4 protein-coding genes and 1 pseudogene are annotated in these 4,672 nt (G+C 39.9%); 2 read left to right on the plus strand and 3 right to left on the minus strand.

Translation table 11 applies throughout. The features are described 5' to 3' along the window. Window positions 1-903: S8 family serine peptidase (locus tag AAC037_RS20070; RefSeq protein ID WP_339905122.1), on the minus strand; the 903-nt coding region annotated here is incomplete at its 3' end. 474 nt (window positions 904-1,377) lie between these two features. On the opposite strand from AAC037_RS20070, the gene AAC037_RS20075 reads away from it, so the two are divergent. Continuing rightward, a complete protein-coding gene (locus AAC037_RS20075) occupies window positions 1,378-2,514 on the plus strand; it encodes a DEAD/DEAH box helicase (RefSeq protein WP_339905123.1) in 1,137 nt (378 codons plus the stop codon). A gap of 105 nt (window positions 2,515-2,619) precedes the next feature. Here the strand turns inward: AAC037_RS20075 and AAC037_RS20080 are convergent, their stop codons facing one another. Beyond that, window positions 2,620-3,123 carry a prolyl oligopeptidase family serine peptidase gene (locus tag AAC037_RS20080; RefSeq protein WP_339905124.1) on the minus strand — a complete coding sequence of 168 codons (504 nt, stop codon included), beginning with the start codon at window positions 3,121-3,123 and terminating at the stop codon, window positions 2,620-2,622. Then, window positions 3,101-3,421 (minus strand): carboxylesterase family protein, encoded by a 321-nt coding sequence (locus AAC037_RS20085; protein ID WP_339905125.1) that lies wholly within the window; start codon window positions 3,419-3,421, stop codon window positions 3,101-3,103. The genes AAC037_RS20080 and AAC037_RS20085 overlap by 23 nt, the downstream gene beginning before the upstream one ends. Before the next feature lie 442 nt (window positions 3,422-3,863). Here AAC037_RS20085 and AAC037_RS20090 point away from each other — a divergent pair. Beyond that, window positions 3,864-4,672, plus strand: a pseudogene (locus AAC037_RS20090) (S9 family peptidase); the annotation flags it as partial.

The raw sequence follows: 4,672 nt of genomic DNA on the forward strand, positions 1-4,672 counted from the left end.
CGTCCCCATCTCCATGGACCTTTTGGCCAAGTCGTTGTAAATATTGGAATACCTGGTGTTTTCCCCTACCGATGCCCCCAAAGACATAGAGATCACCTTACAACCATTGTTTACGGCCCACTCCATACCGGCCAATATTCCACTATCACTTCCCACTCCCTTATTGGACAAAACTTTGCCTGCATAAAGGGAAGCATCACTAGCCGCACCATAGCGAATACCTGTTGTACTATTTACGCCTCCTGCGGCTATTCCTGCACAATGGGTTCCATGCCCGTTTAAATCATCCACTGCTTCTCCTGCTATAAACGATTTGGACACAATCGTACGGTTTTGAAAATCCGGATGCGCCAGATTCATCCCGGTATCTAAAATGGCCAAATGTACACCTTTGCCTGTCTTCTGACTTTGCATACCATTCAAAGCATGTATCGCCCAATAAGCCTTTCTATCATTTTCAAAACTCGGGGGTTCAACCACCGGGGGATCCTTAGGAGCTTCTTCAGGTTTTTTGATGCCGAAGATCTGACAAATAAAATTCCACAGTAGCATGCCGAAATTACTTTGACCGGGACTGTCCAAGGTATAAACATAACGCTCAGGCTCCATGTATTGGAAGGATTGCCTTGCTGCCATCAGGCCGTTCACCTGTTCATCATGATCTGCATTGATCACAGCAACATTAAACTTTTCGAAAACGATGCCGTCTCCTTCTTCAAAAGCTTTTGCATAATCGCCTTCCTTGTTTTTATATTCACCGGAAGGTGCCAACCTCAGTGCAGCGCCACTCGCTTCTTCATCTATATTTTTAAAACTCGCTTCAGGATGAAGCAAGACTAATTTTTTGCCGGTAATCTCAGGCTTTTGGCCTGATGCGGCTTGGTTGTTATAATAGGGATCCATAATGGGTATTGGTTAAAGGGCTAGGTACTTCAATTAAAAAACTATAATCCTTGTTAAGGTAATAATTTATTCGGGGAATTTCAATAGGAAAAATCACCTAACTCATTGAATTACTGATAAATTAAACTTCACCATCCAATAAACACAGGGTTTAATCAAGTATTAATTAACAAAGAAACACTTCCACTTAAACCTACGAAATGAAAAAAATCCATAAGACACCTTGCAATAAAAACTTTCTTATAGAAGTGAGGAATTGATTATTATTTATTCAGGCAGCCTAAAGATTATATTTTTCAGGTTCAATTGCTTAATTTTAAATTTGCATGCCAGTTGGATTACAATGCAAACCCATACTTCGCAATATTGCAAAAAATAAAAGTAGCCTGTACTCATTTTTGGTCAGCTTAACATTATTTTTAATTCGATTAATTGACAATTGAAGCCCTAAACCTTTTACTATAAATTTGAACCATGTCTTTTCAAAAACTCAAGCTCCACCCTTCTATACTTGGCAATATTTCTTCCTTAGGCTATACCACTCCTACGCCCATACAAGCGCAAGCCATTCCCGTTATTATCAAGGGTAAGGACCTACTCGGGATTGCCAAAACAGGTTCGGGGAAAACAGTAAGCTACGTAGCCCCAATATTGGATCAATTGTTCCGTGGGAGTGCGGGCAGGAAGAACAGGCAGCCTAAAGTTTTGGTCTTGGTTCCTTCTAGGGAATTGGCCATTCAAGTGGTGGAGGTATTTAAAGAATTGTCCCTTAAATCCCCTCTCCCCATCAAATCCATGGCAGTTTATGGAGGTGTTTCGATCAATCCTCAGATGAAAGGTCTTTTTGGAATAGACATATTGGTAGCAACGCCCGGGCGTCTCCTTGACTTACACAGTTCCAGTGCCATAGACCTTTCCAAAGTTTCCACATTGGTATTGGATGAGGCAGATAAGATGCTGAATCTGGGTTTTCATAAAGAAATGGAAGAAATTTTTGGTCTGCTGCCAAAAAAAAGGCAAAACTTGTTGTTTTCAGCTACGCTAAGCGAGCAATTATCAGGAATCAACCGCGTACTGCTGATGGATCCGGAGATCATTAAGATTGAGAATAAGGAGGAAGACGTGGAGTCGATCAATTTATCCGGTTACTTTGTAAGTGATGAAAAAAAAGGACCACTGCTCAGACACCTGATCAAAGAAAATGACATGAAACAGGTTTTGATCTTCACCTCCTCCGGCATCAAGGCGGACAAGGTGGCCGGCAAGTTGCAAAAAAATGGAATCCCAGCCCTATCCATACACGGAAAAAAGAGCCAATTTGCTAGGCTCAAGGCATTGGAACAATTTAAATCAGGAGAAACACCAGTCCTGGTTGCCACTGACCTGATCGCCAGAGGAATTGATTTTTTAAAGCTACCTTATGTAATTAATTATGAATTGCCCCGCTCACCTAAAGACTTTGTGCACCGAGTTGGGCGAACCGGCAGAGCCAAAGAAGAAGGTTTGGCCATCACTTTTGTTACTAGAGAGGAAACCCACCACTTCAAGGTGATTTTGAAAAAAATGAAACGCTATATAGATATGGTGGATAGCGAAACCATGGATTTCTAGATCCAATTTTTTTCATTACAAATTGACACTTTCCAATCAATCCCAAAATAGGTAGCAAACAAGCTTCTATATATTTGAAATTTGTACCTTAAGGTAAACAGCCCCTCAAATCAAATCGTAAAGGAATGCAGCAATTTTAATCTCAAAGTCATCCATGTGAGCAACCGGTGTGTGGCCTGCCCCTTTATAAGTAATCAACTCGTTTTTGACATTATTTGCTGTTAACTTATTCACCAATTCAACTGAATTGCTGTAAGGAACCGATTTATCAGCTGTCCCATGGACAATAATGGTTGGAGGAGCCTTTTTATATCTATTCAGCATGCCCCATTTCTCACCGGTACTTCCCCATAAATTAACAAACCCAATAATCCCTGCTTTGTCTTTTTTCTTAGTTTTGTTACTGAAGAAAAAATTAGAGCCAAGAATGCCCCCGGCAGATCCGCCCCCAACGATGATTTTTGATTTGTCAATATTTAAAGATTTACTGTTCGCTCTAACCCATTTTAGGGCTTTTGTAGCATCTTCCACTGCATCCGAAAGAGTGCCGCCGATGTCTTCTAAAGGTTTTTCTCTCACACGGTAATCAATGCGTTTTATCGTTCCCATACCTAAAGCCACCTCCATGCATCCACACAATCACTGGGCGGTTTTTAACATTATCATTTTCAGGTGTATAAATATCAAGAGCCAGCGATTCTTTGATTCCTTTTGCATTAACAGCCTCCCCAAAAACCACATCTTTTTGAATGGAAACCTCCTCAAACACCTCATTCAGGTAACGCTCCTTATTTTCTTTGACAGGTTCCAACAATGGATTCCTTGAAAAAGCAATTGATACGGTACAAAAACAAAGTGCTATGACAATAAATAATCGTCCACCAATTTTAGAAAGTGACATGTTCATTTAATTCTTCTTTTTAAATTTCTAGGCAAACTTGTCAAATGGGCAGCATTTAATTCCGGTGCTCCATTTTTTTTAGCTCCAATAACCCTTCAATCTAGTAAGGTTTTTACGGTTATAAAAGAATTCCTTTTGTTTTACAAAATTGATCCTTTAGCAAAGGAATAGCTATCAAATCAGGAAGCATTAATTAGATTATTTTTCAGCATTCTCCCCCTACAATTATAAGGGAAGGTCTGGAGTTTTATAGAGTTTTACTTGGGAAGGACAAAAATAAAGGCGGAAAAACATTTCAATCCCCTTGTATCCTATTTCAGGCTTTTCGGAAAGAACTCTTTATATTTAACCCTAAATTCAGAAATTAATTGACAAAATTAAATACTAATGTGTATTTGGATCTAGAAATTGAATTAGAGTTTTTATCAATTTTATAAAAAGTAAAAAGATGCAAAACCTTTCCACTTTTTCACTTTATCTAAAAAAGTATAGCATCGCCTGCTTAACAATTCTGGCTTTGGCCTGCTCAAAAGAAAACCAGTTTAATACCATACCTGTGGACTATCCAAATACAGAAAAAACCGACCATACTGACCGCTATTGGGGAGAAGAAGTAGCTGATCCTTACCGTTGGCTGGAGGATGATTATGCTGAAGACACCAAAGAATGGGTGCAGGCCCAAAATAAAGTCACTTTTGGTTATTTGGCTGAAATTCCTTTCCGAGATGCCATTCGAGATCGACTCGAAAAAGTGTGGAACTATGAAAAAGTAAGTGCCCCTTTTTTCTACGGAGAATGGACCTATTATTTTAAAAATGATGGCCTTCAAAATCAATCGGTCCTCTACAGATCCAAAAAAGTAGGGCAGGAAGAGGTTTTTTTAGACCCCAATAAGCTGTCTGAAGATGGCAGTACCTCTCTGTCTAGTATTGCCTTTACCAAAGATGGAAGCCTTTTCGCCTATGCAGTTTCAGTGGCAGGATCAGATTGGCGAGACATCTATGTGATGGATACAAAAAACAAAACTTTGCTAGACGACCGGATTAACGACGCCAAATTTACAGGCATTTCCTGGCAAGGGGAAAAGGGTTTTTACTACAGTACCTACGCCCAACCCGATGGCTCCAAACTCTCTGCCCTAACCAATGACCACAGGCTATATTTCCACCAACTAGGTACTTCACAGGCTGAAGATATTTTGGTATTCGGAAATGATGAGACGCCAAAAAGGTACGTTTCCGGTCGCGTAACAGAAGA

The sequence above is a fragment of the uncultured Cyclobacterium sp. genome (assembly GCF_963976465.1).
Taxonomy (GTDB): Bacteria; Bacteroidota; Bacteroidia; order Cytophagales; family Cyclobacteriaceae; genus Cyclobacterium.